This window comes from Yokenella regensburgei ATCC 49455, from assembly GCF_000735455.1.
Taxonomy (GTDB): Bacteria; Pseudomonadota; Gammaproteobacteria; order Enterobacterales; family Enterobacteriaceae; genus Yokenella; species Yokenella regensburgei.
The window spans coordinates 13,384-30,451 of sequence record NZ_JMPS01000041.1; the positions used below are offsets into that span (position 1 = coordinate 13,384).

General features: G+C 49.5%; 12 protein-coding genes and 1 tRNA gene. 11 read left to right on the forward strand and 2 right to left on the reverse strand.

The window, feature by feature from the left end; translation table 11 throughout:
• Nucleotides 1-171: 171 nt before the first annotated feature.
• Nucleotides 172-1,812: an ATP-binding protein gene (locus GYRE_RS12420; protein ID WP_038255626.1), complete on the forward strand. Its 1,641-nt coding sequence runs from the start codon at nucleotides 172-174 to the stop codon at nucleotides 1,810-1,812.
• Entirely contained in the window at nucleotides 1,799-2,494 is a 696-nt protein-coding gene (locus tag GYRE_RS12425) for a response regulator (RefSeq protein ID WP_038255611.1), read from the forward strand. Before GYRE_RS12420 ends, GYRE_RS12425 begins: the two co-directional genes overlap by 14 nt.
• Nucleotides 2,495-2,513: 19 nt before the next feature.
• Here the strand turns inward: GYRE_RS12425 and GYRE_RS12430 are convergent, their stop codons facing one another.
• Nucleotides 2,514-4,652, reverse strand: a complete 2,139-nt coding sequence (locus GYRE_RS12430) for an ornithine decarboxylase (protein ID WP_038255613.1) — start codon at nucleotides 4,650-4,652, stop codon at nucleotides 2,514-2,516.
• A 326-nt stretch (nucleotides 4,653-4,978) separates the two neighbouring features.
• On the opposite strand from GYRE_RS12430, the gene GYRE_RS12435 reads away from it, so the two are divergent.
• From GYRE_RS12435 to GYRE_RS12455, 5 genes are all read left to right on the forward strand, one after another.
• Nucleotides 4,979-5,689 carry a DUF554 domain-containing protein gene (locus tag GYRE_RS12435; protein ID WP_038255615.1) on the forward strand — a complete coding sequence of 237 codons (711 nt, stop codon included), beginning with the start codon at nucleotides 4,979-4,981 and terminating at the stop codon, nucleotides 5,687-5,689.
• Between the two features lie 104 nt (nucleotides 5,690-5,793).
• Nucleotides 5,794-5,869: transfer RNA gene (locus GYRE_RS12440), tRNA-Phe, on the forward strand.
• Nucleotides 5,870-6,066: 197 nt separating this feature from the next.
• On the forward strand, nucleotides 6,067-7,326 hold the full coding sequence (locus GYRE_RS12445) for a tyrosine-type recombinase/integrase (RefSeq protein WP_038255616.1): 1,260 nt from the start codon (nucleotides 6,067-6,069) through the stop codon (nucleotides 7,324-7,326).
• A 417-nt stretch (nucleotides 7,327-7,743) separates the two neighbouring features.
• A complete protein-coding gene (gene parM / locus GYRE_RS12450) occupies nucleotides 7,744-8,700 on the forward strand; it encodes a plasmid segregation protein ParM domain-containing protein (RefSeq protein ID WP_038255618.1) in 957 nt (318 codons plus the stop codon).
• A gap of 5 nt (nucleotides 8,701-8,705) precedes the next feature.
• Nucleotides 8,706-9,071 carry a plasmid partitioning/stability family protein gene (locus GYRE_RS12455; RefSeq protein ID WP_038255628.1) on the forward strand — a complete coding sequence of 122 codons (366 nt, stop codon included), beginning with the start codon at nucleotides 8,706-8,708 and terminating at the stop codon, nucleotides 9,069-9,071.
• A 47-nt stretch (nucleotides 9,072-9,118) separates the two neighbouring features.
• Here GYRE_RS12455 and GYRE_RS12460 read toward each other — a convergent pair whose 3' ends face one another.
• A complete protein-coding gene (locus GYRE_RS12460) occupies nucleotides 9,119-9,448 on the reverse strand; it encodes a hypothetical protein (RefSeq protein ID WP_245939507.1) in 330 nt (109 codons plus the stop codon).
• A gap of 334 nt (nucleotides 9,449-9,782) precedes the next feature.
• Here GYRE_RS12460 and GYRE_RS12465 point away from each other — a divergent pair, with 334 nt between their 5' ends.
• The 4 genes from GYRE_RS12465 to GYRE_RS12480 are packed head-to-tail and all read left to right on the forward strand — an operon-like array spanning nucleotide 9,783 to nucleotide 16,903.
• The gene (locus tag GYRE_RS12465; protein ID WP_038255620.1) at nucleotides 9,783-11,339 is read left to right on the forward strand and encodes a type I restriction-modification system subunit M; all 1,557 of its coding nucleotides are present in this window, start codon (nucleotides 9,783-9,785) and stop codon (nucleotides 11,337-11,339) included.
• Nucleotides 11,336-12,577 carry a restriction endonuclease subunit S gene (locus GYRE_RS12470; RefSeq protein WP_038255622.1) on the forward strand — a complete coding sequence of 414 codons (1,242 nt, stop codon included), beginning with the start codon at nucleotides 11,336-11,338 and terminating at the stop codon, nucleotides 12,575-12,577. The genes GYRE_RS12465 and GYRE_RS12470 overlap by 4 nt, the downstream gene beginning before the upstream one ends.
• Nucleotide 12,578: 1 nt before the next feature.
• The gene (locus GYRE_RS12475; RefSeq protein ID WP_038255624.1) at nucleotides 12,579-13,781 is read left to right on the forward strand and encodes an AAA family ATPase; all 1,203 of its coding nucleotides are present in this window, start codon (nucleotides 12,579-12,581) and stop codon (nucleotides 13,779-13,781) included.
• 23 nt (nucleotides 13,782-13,804) lie between these two features.
• Complete coding sequence (locus GYRE_RS12480) at nucleotides 13,805-16,903, forward strand: HsdR family type I site-specific deoxyribonuclease (protein WP_038255625.1); 3,099 nt, start codon at nucleotides 13,805-13,807, stop codon at nucleotides 16,901-16,903.
• The last annotated feature ends 165 nt before the right edge of the window (nucleotides 16,904-17,068 follow it).

Below are 17,068 nucleotides of genomic sequence, written 5' to 3' on the forward strand. Positions count from 1 at the left end.
TGGTTTCTATTATTTTTTTGTGAGAAGCACCTTATTTTTTAGCGTGGTTTTTATGGTTTTTATTCTCTGCAGGCCGCGCTGTGCAAAGGATCACAAGTTTCCGGCAAAACGCCCGCAGCGATGGGAAAGAGTGATACAGTGAGCACCCGACAAGTTACGCGCGTGATAATCATGAAGTTGTCATTTCAGATAAAACTCTTTATTTCCCTGGTCGCGTTTTTCTCGATTCTGTTCGCGCTGCTGGGTGGATATTATTACGTCGATGTCGGCCGTCAGCTTTACCAGGAGATGAGTGCTCGTGCCAGAATTCAGGCAGAAGAAATTGCGCTTATTCCGAATTTACGTAAAGAGATCGAGCAAAAAGATATTGCGGCAATTACTCCCTTCATGCGCCAGATTGCTCAGCACAGCGACGCCAGCTTTATTGTTATTGGCGATAACCACGGCATCCATTTATTTCATTCGGTATTCAGCGACCGCGTTGGCACCAAACTGGTCGGCGGTGATAACCAGGAAGTGCTGGAGGGGAAAACCACTATCACTATCCGCAAAGGCGGCTTAGGCATTTCGCTGCGTAGCAAAGCGCCGGTGTTTAACGATGCGGGCCAGGTCGTGGGGATTGTCTCCGTCGGCTATCTCACCAGCTATCTCGACAGCATCACGGTCAATAAGGTAGTGAACATCCTGATTGCGGCGGTACTGCTACTGACAGCCCTCTTTGTGTTCTCGTGGTTTTTCACCCGCAGCATTAAGAAACAGATTTTCTCGCTCGAACCCCGCGAGATTGGCCTGCTGGTACGCCAGCAAAAAGCGTTGATGGAGTCGATTTACGAAGGGGTTATCGCCATCGATAAAAATATGCGCATTGAGGTTATCAACCAGGCGGCGCGTAAGCTTCTGGGCTTAAGCCAGCCCACCCGCCACCTGCGCGGGCAGCTGATTACGCAAGTCATTGAGCCGGTATCGTTCTTTGAGCTCCAGCATATGCTCGAGAAAGACACCCACGACGAAATCTGCCATTTCAACCAGCTCAACGTCATTGCGAGCCGGGTGCGGATAATGCTGGAAAACTCGCTGCAGGGCTGGGTTATCACCTTCCGCGATCGCAACGAAATAGACTCACTGAGCGCCCAGCTAAGCCAGGTAAAACGCTACGTCGATAACCTGCGCATCATGCGCCACGAGCAGCTTAACCGGATGACCACGCTCTCGGGTCTGCTGCATATGGGACGCTATGATGAAGCCATTCGCTATATCCAGGCCCAGTCAGAGCACGCCCAGGAGCTGCTCGACTTTATCTCTTCGCGCTTCAGTTCGCCGACGCTCTGCGGGCTGCTGCTCGGCAAAGCGGCGCGCGCCCGCGAAAAAGGCGTCGAACTGGCGTTTGATGCCGGTTGTCTTATGGACAGGCCCTTCACCGGCCTTGCAGAATCAGAGCTTATTTCAATCATCGGCAACCTGCTGGACAACGCCATTGAAGCCACCCAGCGCGCACCTTTGCCGCACGATCCGGTCGATGTGCTGATCCAGCTTAACGACAGGGAGCTGCTTATCGAAGTCGCGGATCGCGGCATTGGCATTAAACCAGAAATCCGCGAACGTATTTTTGAACGCGGCGTCACCACCAAAACCCGGGGCGATCACGGCATCGGTCTTTATCTTATCGAGAGCTATGTGACTCAGGTGGGCGGAACTATCGAAGTGGCAGACAACATGCCACGCGGCACGATATTTTCTTTATTTATTCCTGCCGACGGCGGTCACATACGCCAGGGTCAGGATCCAGAAGAGACAGATTATGCAACACACTGACATCATCGACGTAATTATCGTGGAGGACGAGCCGGAACTTGCTGAGCTTCACTCAGAGCTTATCAAGAAGCACCCCCGGATGCGTCTGGTGGGGATGGCGGCATCGCTATCGCAGGCGCACGCGCTTATCAACCAGCACCATCCGCAGCTGATGCTGCTCGACAACTATCTGCCCGACGGTAAAGGCATCACCCTTATCAGCGATCCGCTGCTGGCGCGCGCGAACTGCTCGGTGATTTTTATCACCGCCGCCAGCGATATGGATACCTGCAGCCTGGCCATTCGCAACGGCGCTTTTGACTACATTCTGAAGCCAGTGTCCTGGAAACGCCTCGGCCAGTCGCTGGAACGTTTTGTGCAGTTTCATGAACAGCAAAGAACGTGGAAGATTGTCGACCAGCAGAACGTGGACTCTCTGTACCAGCTACAGGCCAAGAACTACCGCCTCGACAGCGGCAGCAAAGGGATTGAAGAAAAAACGCTGACTATTGTGCAAACGCTGTTTCACCAGGATGAAGCGCGCTGCTTTTCCGTTGACGACGTGGTAACCGCCACCGGGCTTAGCAAAACCACGACCCGCCGCTATCTGGAGCACTGCGTCGAGGCCGGGTTTCTGCAGGTAGAAATGCTGTATGGCAAAATCGGTCATCCGCGCCGGTTATACAAGCGGGGAGAACATTAAGTTCCCCTCTCTTTTCCGGTCAGGCGCTCAGTACATAGCCGTACAGCCGCTCAATGCCGTCGGCATCGGTCGCGCTGTAGACACCCTGCAGCTCCGGCGAGAACCCGGGCAGCAGGTTAACCCCCTCTTCCAGCGCCAGGAAGTAGCGCTGCACCGCACCGCCCCAAATCTCACCGGGCACCACGCACAGCACGCCCGGAGGATACGGCAGCGCCCCTTCAGCAGCAATTCGCCCTTCGGCCTCGCTGAGGCGCACCAGCTCCACGTTGCCGCGAATAAACTCACGGTTGGCATCCTGCGGGTTCATCACCACCGGCGGCAGGCTGGCCTTGCGGAACATTGCCTTTTGTAGATCTTTGACCGCAAAGCTGACGTAAAGGTCGTGCATCTCCTGGCACAGCTTGCGCAGGGTGTAATCGCGATAGCGCACCGGGTATTTCTGGTAGACCGTGGGCAGCACATCGCAAAGCGGCGTGTCGTCCTCAATGTGCTGCTCAAACTGCCCGAGCATGGCCACCAGCTGCGCCAGCTTTTCCGGGCTTTCCGCCGGGGTGAGCAGGAACAGGATCGAGTTCAGATCGCACTTCTCCGGCACGATGCCGTTTTCCCGTAGATAGTGAGCAAGGATGGTTGCCGGGATCCCAAAGTCGGTATATTCACCGGTTTCAGCGTCGATCCCGGGCGTTGTCAGCAGCAGTTTGCATGGATCAACAAAGTACTGATCCTGGGCGTAGCCTTCAAACCCATGCCAGCGCTCACCCGGCCCGAAGCTGAAGAAGCGACGTTCACGGGCAATGGCCTCTGTCGGATGATCCTGCCACGGTCGCCCCGCCACCACCGGCGGAATAAAAGGTTTGATCATCTTGCAGTTAGCCACAATCGCCTTGCGCGCTTCGATCCCCATTTCTACACACTCCGCCCACAGGCGACGTCCGCTCTCCCCTTCGTGGATCTTCGCGTTGACGTCGAGGGCGGCAAAGAACGGGTAGAACGGGCTGGTTGACGCATGCAGCATGTAGGCGTTATTGAGCCGCTTGTAAGGGCAAAAACGCGCCTGACCGCGAATGTGGTTATCTTTCTTGTGGATCTGCGAGGTTTGCGAGAACCCGGCCTGCTGCTTATGCACCGACTGGGTCACAAAGATCCCCGGGTCATTCTCGTTAAGCTCCAGCAAGAGCGGCGAGCAGTCAGCCATCATCGGGATAAACTGCTCATAGCCTACCCACGCGGAATCAAACAGGATGTAGTCGCAGAGATGACCTATCTTATCGATAACCTGGCGGGCGTTGTACACGGTGCCATCGTAGGTGCCAAGCTGAATAACCGCGAGACGGAACGGCCGCGCTTCTCCTGCCTTTTCTGGTGCGACTTCATCAATGAGCCCGCGCAGGTAAGTTTCATCAAAGCAGTGTTCGTCAATGCCGCCAATAAAGCCGAACGGGTTACGCGCGGCCTCGAGATACACCGGGGTTGCTCCTGCCTGGATAAGCGCGCCATGGTGGTTCGACTTGTGGTTGTTACGATCGAACAGCACCAGGTCCCCCCGGGTCAGCAGCGCGTTAGTCACCACCTTGTTGGCCGCCGAAGTGCCGTTCAGCACGAACCAGGTTTTGTCAGCATTAAACACTTTTGCGGCATATTTTTGCGCGTCTTTTGCCGCCCCTTCGTGGATCAGCAAATCGCCCAGTTTGACATCGGCATTGCACATGTCGGCACGAAAGATGTTCTCGCCAAAGAAATCGTAAAACTGACGCCCTGCCGGGTGCTTTTTGAAGAATTCACCATGTTGATGCCCCGGGCAGGCAAAGGTGCTGTTGCCCATCTCAACGTACTGCTTCAGGGTGTCAAAAAATGGCGGCAGCAGATTTTGCTCATAACGCTCCGCGGCGCTCTCCAGCTCCAGCCACTGCTGGGCTTTACCGTTTATCGCCCCGCTGACACCTTCCGGAAGTGTCGTCTCTGCTTCCGTCAGCATAAACACCGGCAACTGAAAACCGCTGCGCTTCAGCAGCGCCAGAATACCGCTGCGGCTGTCCGCTTCGCTGATGACGACCGCCGCCACGTCGGTAAAATCGGTCGCGTCCAGCGCTACCACTTCCCGGTGCGTAGAGAGTTGAGAAACCAGCGTATGGCTGGCGGCAATTTTCAAAGATTTCATAGGCAATCAGACCCGTTTCGGGAGGAAAATAAAGGGTTAACGACAATGAGTGGGCGTGAACTTCACCGCATGACGATCATAGAAAGTAAACGGAAAGTATGAGAAAACCTACGCTTGCGCGCGCATGGGTGCAGGCAAATTCGTAATGAAGTGGTCATCACTGTCGGCCCCATCTCAGGAGAGGAGAAAATTCGCGCAATCATGGCACCTTTCGCCAGTGGGTGCAAGATGCATTGATTATGCAGTTTTATGAGCAACATCTGGCTTACATTCGGAAAATTATAAATAATAATGCAACAATAACGATTAATTACCAGGAGGGAGTTGTGGTTACAGGACCATTTATCAACGCCGGAGCCGTACTGCTCGGTGGTGTATTGGGGGCAGTGCTCAGCCAGCGCCTGCCGGAGCGTATTCGTGTCTCCATGACCTCTATCTTTGGCCTTGCCTCACTGGGTATTGGTATTCTGTTGGTCGTGAAGTGCGCCAACCTGCCGGTGATGGTGCTGGCAACGCTCCTGGGCGCGCTGATTGGTGAGTTTTGCTATCTGGAAAAAGGCATTAATGCGGCGGTCGGTAAGGCACAACGAATGGTTTCCAGGCCCGGTAAACACGGCGGTGGCCACGATGCTTTTGTGCAGAATTATGTCGCTATCATCATCCTGTTTTGCGCCAGCGGCACCGGGATTTTCGGCTCAATGCATGAAGGAATGACCGGCGATCCCAGCATTCTGATCGCCAAAGCGTTTCTCGATTTCTTCACCGCCACCATCTTCGCCTGCACGCTCGGCATCGCCGTTGCGGCCATCAGCGTACCAATGCTCATCATCCAGCTGACGCTCGCCGCCTGCGCCACGCTGATATTGCCGATGACCACCCCGGCGATGATGGCCGACTTCACCGCCGTTGGCGGGCTATTACTGGTCGCAACCGGCCTGCGGATCTGCGGGATCAAGATGTTTGCAGTGGTTAACATGCTCCCCGCGCTGCTGCTGGCAATGCCGCTTTCCGCCGCCTGGACCGTTTTTTTTGCCTGAAAATGGTGTTAATGCGCGAAAGTGGTGATAGATTGTGCAGTCTGCTGCGAAATTCATAAATTTCGTTGACGAGGCGAGGTGAATCAGGTTTAATGCGCCCCGTTGCCCGGATAGCTCAGTCGGTAGAGCAGGGGATTGAAAATCCCCGTGTCCTTGGTTCGATTCCGAGTCCGGGCACCACCCTATTATCAATGGACGTCAACCGACGTCCATTTTTCTTTTCTAATCCCGCGTATTACGAACCTTTTTCTTTCCTGATGGTCAACTGAATTCAACCAGATTCACCCCACATCAATATCTTTTTCGAGGTACTAACCAAGGTATCTTAAGTTCGATAAAATCGGTACCTCGAAACGGATGTGAAAGAGGCATATTTTATGGCACTGACTGATATAGCTGTCCGCAATGCAAAATGCCCGGCAGACAAAAAATTCATCAAAATCTACGATGCAGACAAACTCTACCTTTTCGTTTTCAGTACGGGCTCAAAACGCTGGCGCTTTCTGTATCACTTTAATGGCAAACCACAGACCTACCTTATCGGTCCCTATCCTGAAATTTCATTAGCGGAAGCACGACTCCGCCGTGACGATGCAAAAAGACAACTGGCGAACGGTATCGATCCTAATCAGGAAAAGCGGGACGAAAAGAAAGGACACACAAACATCCGCACGTTTGAGGCCGTTGCCCGCGAATGGCATAAGAGCAATCGTAAATGGAGTAAAGACCATGCAAAACGGATCCTCACTTCGCTGGAAACTCATCTATTCCCGATGCTGGGTCAATCTGATATTACAAAACTAAATACCCGTGATCTGCTGGCACCAGTTAAAGTTGTGGAGGCCAGGGATAACATCGATACCGCAGGGCGACTTCAGAGTCGCATTACCAATATCATGCGCTTCGCGGTTCACAACGCCTATATCAACTACAACCCCGCGCTGGACATGAAGGGAGCGATCTCTTCGCAGAAAGCAGAACACCACCCCGCTCTGCCTTTTAACGGGGTTACTGACCTGCTGGAGAAAATTAACAACTATCGGGGACAACCTCTCACAATACTGGCAATCAGACTGGCGCTGCTCATCTTCATCCGGTCCAGTGAGTTACGCTTTGCACGCTGGCCTGAAGTCGACTTCAAACGCTCACTCTGGACACTTCCAGACAAGCGTGAAGAGATTTCCGGGGTCAGGTTCTCAACTCGCGGTGCAAAAATGTACACACCACATCTGATCCCATTGAGTAAGCAGGCCATAGAGATTCTGACACAGATTCGCGAAATCAGCGGTGAGTTTGAGCTGGTTTTCACCGGTGCTCACAATCCCTATAAGCCGATGAGTGAAAACACCATCAACAAAGCACTGCGCAAGATGGGATTCGATACCAGAAGCGACATCTGCGGCCACGGATTTCGTACCATGGCATGTAGTGCCATGATCGAATCAGGTCTGTGGTCAAAAGATGCCGTGGAGCGGCAGATGAGCCACAAGGAGCGCAATAACGTTCGTGCTGCTTATATCTATCTTGCAGAGCATCTTGATGAACGTAAGCAAATGATGCAATGGTGGGCAGATTATCTTGATGCAAATCGCGATGGCTATGTAACACCTTATGAGTTCGCTCATCCTGAAGAGTAGCCAGGCTCCCCAAAAAAATCGGACGATCAGCCTTCATGGTTGAGCGTCCTTCATTTCATAGCAGCGCTTTAACTCCCCATCAAATATCACCACTGCATTTCATTTTAAATAAACTGATATTTTATTTAATTTGCCATGCGCAATTCATAACGTAAAACCTCGCTATAAATCCTTTAGGTCTGTCTCCTGAATCCTGTGTGGCAATTCACATTTTACTCATCCCAGGCTGGAAACAGACCAAATGAAAAAAATCCTCATTTTTGTATCACTGGCAGCACTGCCTTTTCTCATTGAGCGCTTGCTGGCACTGATTCATCTCATCGTGCTCTCAGTTCTGGCTCAATAACCACCTTTTATTCGTCCGGCAACGCCGGACGGCTCAGTTTCAACTCACATCTAACTCAACTCAGGTGCAATATGCGCATTTATATCGATGATGGTTCGACTCACATCAAAATGCTGTGGGAGCAGCACGGCAAAACGTTTACCCACATCAGCCCCAACAGCTTCAAACGCGGATGGTCAGCCACGTTTGGCAGCAGTAAGCCGTTTAACTACACCGCAGACAAAGAGAAATACTCGTTTGACCTCATTTCTCCCGATACCCTCACCACCAGCAATATTGAATGGCAGTACAGCCCGCTCAACGCCGTTGCGGTCCACCATGCGCTGCTGACCAGCGGTATTGCGCCGCAGTGCGTGGATATCGTGGTGACGCTGCCGCTGGCAGAGTTCTACGACGAAGATGCTCAGTACCGGCTGGATAACATCGAGCGCAAGAAACGGAACCTGCTGCAACCTGTGGTACTGAATAACGGTCACGTCTTTACCATCACCCGCGTCACCGTGCGCCCGGAGTCCATTCCCGCCGGGATTGCGCTGTGCGATCAACTATCGGCTTCCAATTCAGTGCTGATTGTAGATCTCGGCGGAACGACGCTGGATATATCACTGGTGGCGGGCCAGATGTCTTCTGTCTCACAAATTTACGGAGATCCGGCTCTCGGCGTGTCCCTGGTGACCGACGAGGTTCAGCCGGCATTGCGTAAAGCCGGTATGGCGCTGTCCCGCTACAACGTGGGCAGGTTGATTATCAAACGTTTCGACGATACGTACCTCGCGAACAATATCAACGATCCACGTGCTGTCGGTTCCATAAAGCAGGCAATCCACACTGGTATCTCGCGTTACCGGGCACGGGTGCTGGAAGCGATTAATCTATTCAAAGGGTATACCCATGTTGCGATTGTTGGCGGTGGAGCCTGTCTGCTGGCTGATGGCATTCGTACTCATGTTCACCTGCGCGACGATCGTTTCTTTGTAGCTCAGGATCCACAGTTTGCGCTGGTTCACGGATTGAAAGCCATTGGGTGATGGAGATGGAAATGAACCGTAGAAAAGTACTGATTTATCTGCGCCCTGGAACACATGCCAGCGAGCGCTTTGCGGATGCGAGGATAGAGGCGCATCACCGGGGCGATCGTGGTGAAATATTGCGAACGGCATTACTGGCAGGCATTGCGCTGGGTGAAATCGACAGCCGATTACCGTCAGTACTGGGCGCGTTGTTGGCAGACAACACGAGCACGGAAACACTGCGCACTATGCTGGTCTCTTTTCTGAACATTCAGCCGGGATCGCGTCAGCCTGCATCGGTAGCAGCCACAGTACCAACACCAGAGGTAACGGAACAGCCCTCCAGCAGTGTTTCGGCAAAGAATCTGGCAGGCTCCCTGCCAGAGTGAAATATTATTTCATCACCAAATGGAAGCAAAAAAATAATCCAAGACGCTCAGCCTATGTGGCCGGGCGTCCTTTTATCGCTATATTCTTTTTTTTCATCAGAAACATCGCTGGGCATGAGCCTCTTATGCTCACGAAATGGTTCAGGTAACAGCCGGTAAATGCAAAATCCCTCGTCATCAGGCAAGCGTTCAGCGCTCAGATTACATTGAACCAGCAGCGCAGGAATGCCGCCGATATCGCCAGTAAGTCGCAGTTCCATCGGCTTGATGAGTTCACCCTTGTCGGTGAACACCTGATGCAGCTCGTCTTTCGGGGTGTAGATCGCACAGACATTACCCGCTAGTTTAGCTTTTTCCTCCCATTCTTTGGCGGACAACAGCCAGTCGCTCCAGTCCATTGCCCGAAGGGTTTCGAGCATGTACGTAAAGCGAAACAGCGTGCTCTGCTGCGTGAGTTCGCCAGAACTGGCAAGGCCAACAGCGATCAGTACATATCATGCAAGGTGCGCGAGCCCTTCAGTCGGCCGTTTGGGGAAAGACTGGGCAAATAATTATCCGTGTATCGTCTGAATATTAATCAATCGCCATTCCCCCTGCGATTCACACAATTTAGTGGCGATTCGAAATGATTAGAACATCCTTAATCGTTATAATGCAGGACTAATTATGAGCCTTTGGCTACCAGAAATGTATTAAAACCGGAGTTTTACCATGACAAGCACCCAACAACGCGCCGCACTGCAACGCCAGATTTGGCAGATTGCCAACGATGTACGCGGTGCAGTGGATGGCTGGGATTTTAAACAATACGTTTTAGGCGCTCTGTTTTACCGCTTCATCAGCGAGAATTTTGCCAATTACATTGAAGGCGGTGATGCCAGCGTCAAGTATGCAACACTCCCCCGGAGCGTCATTACCCCGGAAATCAAAGACGACGCCATTAAAACCAAAGGTTATTTCATTTACCCAGATGATTTGTTTGTTAACATCGCCGCAGGTGCTAGTACTAACGAAAAATTAAACACCGATTTGGCTGACATCTTCTCGGCTATTGAAATGTCAGCCAGCGGATACCCTTCAGAGAACGATATCAAGGGATTGTTTGCTGATTTTGACACCACCAGTAACCGGCTCGGCAATACGGTAAAAGACAAGAATACACGCCTGGCGGCAGTGCTCAAAGGGGTGGCAGAATTAGATTTTGGCGATTTTGAGGGTAGTCACATCGATCTTTTCGGTGATGCTTACGAGTTTCTTATCTCCAACTATGCCGCCAATGCAGGCAAATCCGGCGGTGAGTTTTTTACCCCGCAACACGTGTCCAAGCTGATTGCGCAACTGGCCATGCACAAGCAAACCAGCGTCAACAAGATTTATGACCCTGCGTGTGGTTCTGGCTCGCTGCTGCTGCAAGCCAAAAAACACTTTGACGCCCACATTATTGAAGATGGTTTTTGGGGGCAGGAACTCAACCACACCACCTACAACCTGGCGCGGATGAACATGTTCTTGCACAACATCAACTACGACAAGTTCAATATCCAGCTCGGTGATACGCTGCGTAATCCGCATTTTGGCGATGACAAACCTTTTGATGCCATCGTCTCCAACCCTCCTTACTCGGTGAAATGGATAGGCTCAGACGATCCTACCCTGATCAACGATGACCGCTTTGCCCCGGCAGGTGTGTTAGCGCCCAAATCTAAAGCCGACTTCGCTTTTGTGCTTCATGCGCTCAGTTACCTTTCCAGCAAAGGCCGTGCAGCCATTGTTTGCTTCCCCGGCATTTTTTACCGGGGTGGCGCCGAGCAGAAAATTCGCCAATATCTGGTGGATAACAACTATATCGAAACAGTGATTGCACTCGCGCCCAACCTGTTCTTTGGCACCACCATCGCCGTGAACATTCTGGTGCTGTCCAAACACAAAACCGACATGACCACCCAGTTTATCGATGCCAGCGGGTTGTTTAAGAAGGAAACCAATAACAACACGCTCACTGAGAAGCATATTGAGCAAATCATGCAGGTGTTTGATAGCAAAGCAGACGTTGATCATTTTGCCAAATTGGTGAGCTTTGAAGATATTAAGGCCAATGATTACAATTTATCGGTCAGTAGCTATATCGAAGCCGAGGACAACCGCGAAGTAGTAGATATCACTGAGCTCAATGCCGACCTGAAAATTACCGCCGCTAAAATCGACCAGTTACGAGCGGATATTGATGCCATTGTGGCGGAGATTGAAGGTAAGGAGCTGAAGGCATGAGCGAGATGAGCTTTATGGAAAAGCTGCTGGATGGCATTAAAGTAGAGTGGAAACCTTTGGGCAAAGTGCTTGTTCGTACCAAGGGCACAAAGATTACCGCTGGTCAGATGAAAGAGTTACACAAAGATGGCGCACCACTAAAAATCTTTGCGGGCGGTAGAACTGTTGCATCTGTCGGTTTTGACGATATACCTGCGAAAGATGTAAATAGGAAACCTTCTATTATTGTCAAATCTCGTGGCATTATTGAATTCGAGTATTATGACAAACCATTCTCCCATAAAAGCGAAATGTGGTCGTATCACTCAAATAATGACGGAGTCCATATAAAGTATGTTTATCATTTTCTGAAATTGAATGAACCCCACTTTCAGAGTATTGGCAACAAGATGCAAATGCCGCAAATTGCAACGCCTGATACTGATAAGTTCAAAATCCCCATTCCATGTCCTGAAAACCCCAAAAAATCGCTCGAAATCCAGTGCGAAATCGTCCGCATTCTGGACACTTTTACCTCTCTTACAGCCGAGCTTACAGCCGAGCTTACAGCTCGTAAAAAACAATACAACTACTATCGCGACCAGTTGTTGAGTTTTAAGGAAGGGGATGTAGAGTGGAAAACTTTGGGGGAGATTGGCGAATTTATTCGAGGAAAGCGCTTTACGAAAGCTGATTATGTTGAAGATGGCATTGGTGTGATCCACTACGGTGAGATATACACTCGGTACGGCGTCTTTACAACTCATGCGCTTTCTCAGGTCAGAAACGATATGGCCAAGTCACTTCGCTATGCGGAACCAGGAGATGTAGTGATAACGGATGTCGGAGAAACCGTCGAGGATGTTGGTAAAGCCATGGCCTGGCTTGGAGATGAAAAAGTGGCTATTCACGACCACTGTTATGCTTTCCGGCATTCAATGAACCCGAAGTTTGTTTCCTATTGCATGCAAACAGCATCTTTCATTGCCGAGAAAGCAAAGTATGTGGCCAGAACCAAGGTCAATACATTATTAATTAATGGATTTGCTAAAATCGCAATTCCTGTTCCGTATCCAAATGACCTTGAAAAATCGCTTGCCGAACAAGCCCGCATCGTCGACATCCTGGACAAATTCGATGCTCTTACCAATTCTATCAGTGAAGGTTTTCCACGTGAAATCGCATTACGCCAAAAGCAATATGAGTATTACCGCGATTTGCTTTTGAGCTTTCCCAAACCTGAAGAGGTAGTGGCCTGATATGAGCAAGACGCTAGCAGAAATCGCCCAGCAGCTTAAAGACGCCAATAAAAAAGTACAGTTGATCTATGCCTTTAATGGCACGGGGAAAACGCGCCTGTCGCGAGAATTTAAGAAACTGATCGCGCCAAAAAACGATGAAATCGAAAGCGACGATGCAGCAGAACAACCAGAAATATCTCGCAACAAGATCCTGTATTACAACGCTTTTACCGAAGATTTGTTCTATTGGGACAACGACCTGGAGCAGGATGCCGATCCCAAGCTCAGAATCCATCCCAATTCATTTACCGACTGGGTGTTGGAAGATCAAGGGCAAGATCGAAACATCATTACCAATTTTCAGCGCTACGCCAATGAGAAGCTAACACCAAAATTCAATGAAGAATATAAAGTCAAAGGCAAGGACGACAAAGAGATCACTGTAAAGGCTTTCTCAGAAGTGACTTTTTCCCTTGAGCGCGGCGATGATGTGCAATCCGGAAATCTGAAAATCTCTAAGGGTGAGGAAAGCAATTTCATCTGGAGTATTTTCTATACGCTGATCGAGCTGGTGATTGACATTCTCAATGTTGCTGACCCCTCTGATCGTGAAACCAACGTTTTTGATCAGTTGGAATATGTATTTATTGACGACCCGGTAAGTTCACTGGATGAGAACCATTTGATTGAATTGGCCGTAGATTTGGCCCAACTGATCAAGTCAAACAATTCTGATGTTAAATTCATCATCACCACGCACAATCCGCTTTTTTATAACGTTCTGCATAATGAGCTCAACAGTGATGACGGTGGTTACAAGAAAAAATGGCTTGATAAGTACCGGATGGCCCGGCTTGACGGCGGCACATTTCAATTAGTCCAGCAGCCCAATGATTCGCCATTCTCATATCATCTTTATTTGAAATCAGAACTCGAAAATGCCATCGAGAGTGGTCAGTTGAGCAAGTATCACTTTAATTTTTTAAGAAACATTCTGGAAAAAACCTCCACGTTTCTTGGCTATAAGAAATGGGGCGATCTGTTGCCAAAAACTGATGACGGAACAACCAATCCGTATGAGGCCCGGATTATTAATATTTCCAGCCACTCGAAACATGCGGGCGAAGAAGTGGCCGATCTCACTGAAGACGACAAGCGTGTTTTGCGGTATCTGGTTAATGAAATCAATATGATGTATCGCTTTCAGCAGGCTGAAAACTAAAGAAAAAGATTTAGGGGTGAAGCATGTACGAATACAAGGCTGTTGCCGAATCAAATAGCTTTATCGTTCTCGATAAATACGCCAGGGAATGGCAGCTTAATGAAAGCTACCAGAGCGAAGGTGACCTGGAACGGGAGTTCATTCAGGATTTGCACAATCAGGGCTACGAGTATGAACCTGTTTTAAATACGCCTGAGAAGCTGCTGGCCAACGTGCGCGAGCAGTTGCAGACCCTGAACAACATGCAGTTTGCTGACGGTGAATGGATGCGGTTTGTGGAGACCTGGCTGGACAAGCCGAGCGATGGCATCGTCGATAAAACCCGCAAAATTCACAACGACTATATCCATGATTTTGTGTTTGACGATGGTCATATCCAGAACATTTACCTGGTAGACAAAAAAAACATTGCCCGGAATAAGGTTCAGGTCATCAAGCAGTTTGAACAACAGGGTAGTCATGCCAATCGTTATGATGTCACCATTCTGGTGAATGGCTTGCCGCTGGTACAGGTGGAACTGAAAAAGCGCGGCGTGGCGATCCGCGAAGCCTTTAATCAGGTGCATCGCTACAGCAAAGAGAGTTTTAACAGTGAACATTCCTTGTTTAAGTATTTGCAGATGTTTGTGATTTCCAACGGCACCGATAGCCGTTATTTTGCCAATACTACCCAGCGCAACAAGAACAGCTTCGACTTCACTATGAACTGGGCAAAATCTGATAACAGCTTGCTGAAAGACCTGAAAGATTTTACCGCGACCTTTTTCCAGAAGAACACCCTGCTCAATGTACTGCTGCATTATTCGGTGTTTGATGTGAGCGATGCACTACTGGTAATGCGCCCTTACCAGATTGCTGCTACCGAGCGTATCTTGTGGAAGATCAACAGCGCCTATCAGGCTAAAAACTGGAGCAATACGGAAAGCGGCGGTTATATCTGGCACACCACAGGTTCCGGTAAAACCTTGACCAGCTTCAAGGCGGCGCGCTTAGCCACTGAGCTGGAGTTCATAGACAAAGTTTTCTTCGTGGTGGATCGTAAAGATCTGGATTACCAGACAATGAAGGAGTACCAGCGTTTTTCCCCGGATAGTGTAAACGGCTCTGACAGCACCGCTGGCCTCAAGCGTAATCTGGATAAAGATGACAACAAAATCATTGTCACCACGATCCAGAAGCTCAATAACCTGATGAAGAGCGAAAACGACCTGCCCATTTACAATAAACAGGTGGTGTTTATATTTGATGAATGCCACCGTAGCCAGTTTGGTGAAGCCCAGAAGAACTTAAAGAAAAAGTTTAAGAAGTTCTATCAGTTCGGCTTTACCGGCACACCAATTTTTCCGCAAAACGCTCTTGGGGCAGACACTACGGCCAGCGTGTTCGGTCGAGAGTTGCACTCTTATGTGATCACCGATGCGATTCGAGATGAAAAGGTGCTCAAGTTCAAAGTGGACTACAACGATGTGCGCCCACATTTCAAAGATATTGAAAGCGAACAGGACGAGAAAAAGCTTAGCGCGGCGGAAAACAAGCAAGCCTTATTGCATCCTATCCGTATAAAAGAAATTTCGCAGTACATCCTGAATAACTTTCGGCAAAAAACGCATCGCCTGCACGCAGGGGCAAAAGGGTTTAATGCGATGTTTGCCGTGAGCAGCGTAGACGCTGCCAAGCTGTATTACGAATCGTTCAAAGACTTGCAAAAAGACAGCGATAAGCCACTAAAAATCGCCACCATTTTCTCTTTTGTGGCCAATGAGGAACAGGATGCTGTAGGCGATATTCTGGATGAAAGTTTTGACGTATCGGCAATGAACAGCAGTGCCAAAGAGTTTTTAAGTGCTGCCATAGCTGACTACAACGAGCTGTTCAAAACCAACTTCAGCGTGGAAAGCAATGGTTTTCAAAACTATTACCGAGATCTGGCCAAGCAAGTTAAGGCTAAGGAGATCGACTTGCTGATTGTGGTCGGCATGTTCCTGACCGGGTTTGATGCGCCGACGCTGAACACTTTGTTTGTGGATAAAAACCTGCGCTACCACGGTTTGATGCAAGCCTATTCACGCACCAACCGTATTTTTGACGCAACCAAAACCTTCGGTAATATCGTTACTTTCCGTGATCTGGAGCAGGTGACAATTGACGCCATCACGTTGTTTGGCGATAAAAACACCAAGAACGTGGTGCTCGAGAAAAGCTACAAGGAGTATATGGAAGGCTTTACCGACGTAGTAACCGGTGAGGCAAGGCGTGGCTTTGTGGATGTGGTGACGGAGCTAGAGCAACGCTTTTCCGATCCCTCTGCCATTGAGAAAGAGTCCGATAAAAAAGCCTTTGCGAAACTCTTTGGTGAGTATTTACGCGTTGAGAACGTGCTGCAAAACTACGACGAGTTTGCCAGCCTGAAGGCCTTGCAGAACATTAACATCAATGACCCCGAGGCGGTTGAGGAGTTCAAGACCCTGCATTATTTAAGCGATGAGGATCTGGCGACGCTGCAAACAATTAAAATGCCGTCTGAACGGAAAATTCAGGACTACCGTTCAACTTATAACGATGTTCGCGACTGGCTGCGTCGGGAAAAATCTTCCGCTGAAAAAGAAAAATCGGCTATTGATTGGGATGACGTTGTCTTTGAGGTAGATCTACTGAAGTCGCAAGAAATTAATCTTGATTATATTCTCGAGCTGATTTTTGAACACAATCGTAAGAATAAAAGTAAAGCAGGCTTAATTGATGAAGTTCGTCGATTAATACGTTCCAGTCTTGGGAGTCGGGCCAAAGAAAGCCTAGTTGTTGATTTTATTAACCAAACCGACCTGGACAAAATTAGTGACAAGGCCAGCATTATAGATGCCTTCTTTGCTTTTGCACAGGTAGAGCAACTACGCGAAGCACAAGAGTTAATTGGATCCGAGAATCTGAATGAAGAGGAAGCTAAACGTTATATTACCACCTCTCTCAAACGAGAGTTTGCCAGCGACAATGGTACGGAGCTCAATGCCGTTCTGCCAAAAATGAGCCCACTAAATCCCCAATACCTCACAAAAAAGCAAAGTGTTTTCCAAAAAATTGCAGCGTTTGTTGAAAAATTTAAGGGAGTGGGTGGGAAAGTATAGATGCTTAAACTCATGATACAAAGTTATGAGTTGAACAGAATGGCAAGTTCCTCAAAGGGCTTGCCATTTTTAATTTCCGTACTAACTTATCCCTGATATGAAAGTCTCTCCAGTTGCTATCTATTTGAATCGCCACGGATAATCTAGACACTTCCTAGCCGTTGA